Raw genomic sequence first — 1,285 nt, forward strand, 5'->3', positions numbered from 1 at the left:
GCGGCGATGAGTTCCTCGCGGGTGACGCCCTCGGCGCATTCCACGATGTGCAGGCCCTTGTGCGTCACGTCCAGCACGCCGAGATTGGTGATGATCCGGTCCACCACGCCCGCGCCGGTCAGCGGCAGGGTGCATTCCTTCAGCACCTTGGACTCGCCGTGCTTGTTGGTGTGGTCCATCACCACCACCACCCGACCGACGCCCGCCACCAGGTCCATCGCGCCGCCCATGCCCTTGACCAGCTTGCCCGGGATCATCCAGTTCGCCAGGTCGCCCTTTTCCGACACTTCCATCGCGCCCAGGATCGCCATCGCGATCTTGCCGCCCCGGATCATGCCAAAGCTGGTGGCGCTGTCGAAATAGCTGGTATGCGGCAGTTCGGTGATCGTCTGCTTGCCGGCGTTGATCAGGTCGGGGTCCTCGTCGCCCTCGAAAGGAAACGGGCCCATGCCCAGCATGCCGTTCTCGGATTGCAGCGTCACCGACATCCCTTCGGGGATGTAGTTGCTGACCAGCGTCGGGATGCCGATGCCGAGGTTGACATACATGCCGTCCTCGAGTTCCTGCGCGGCACGAGCCGCCATATGATTGCGATCCCAGGGCATTACGCGGTCTCCCTCTTGCGCACGGTGCGTTGCTCGATGCGTTTTTCATGCGTGCCCTGGACCAGGCGGTGCACGTAGATGCCCGGCAGGTGGATGTGGTCGGGGTCGAGCGTGCCGGGCTCGACGATCTCCTCGACCTCCATCACGCAGACCTTGCCGCACATGGCCGCCGGCGGGTTGAAGTTGCGCGAGGTCTTGCGGAAGATCGCGTTGCCCGTCGTGTCGGCCTTCCAGGCCTTGACGATGGCGAGGTCGGCGAAGATCCCGCGTTCGAGGATGTAGGTCCGGCCGTCGAACTCCTTGTGCTCCTTGCCCTCGGCGATCACCGTGCCGACGCCGGTCTGCGTGTAGAAGCCCGGGATGCCCGCGCCGCCCGCCCGCATCCGCTCGGCCAGGGTGCCCTGCGGGTTGAACTCCAGCTCGAGCTCGCCCGACAGGTACTGGCGCATGAACTCGGCGTTCTCGCCGACATAGGACGACATCATCTTCTTCACCTGCCGCGTTTCCAGCAGCTTGCCCAGACCGAACCCGTCGACGCCTGCGTTGTTCGACGCCACCGTCAGGTTCTTCACACCGCTGTCGACGATCGCCTGGATCAGAAGTTCCGGAATGCCGCAAAGACCGAAGCCACCAGACGCGATCAGCATGCCGTCATGCAGCACACCCTCCAGCGCCTCGGC

At 64.8% G+C, this 1,285-nt stretch carries 2 protein-coding genes; both read right to left on the minus strand.

Annotated features, from left to right (window positions below; all coding sequences use genetic code 11):
- Positions 1-605, minus strand: a 605-nt coding sequence (locus tag KB874_RS22760) for a 3-oxoacid CoA-transferase subunit B (RefSeq protein ID WP_212538860.1), incomplete at its 3' end; no start/stop codon positions are given.
- A partial coding sequence (locus KB874_RS22765; protein ID WP_212538861.1) for a CoA transferase subunit A occupies positions 605-1,285 on the minus strand: 681 nt, incomplete at its 5' end. The genes KB874_RS22760 and KB874_RS22765, both read right to left, overlap by 1 nt.

Source organism: Thetidibacter halocola (assembly GCF_018224955.1).
GTDB classification, from domain to species: Bacteria; Pseudomonadota; Alphaproteobacteria; order Rhodobacterales; family Rhodobacteraceae; genus Thetidibacter; species Thetidibacter halocola.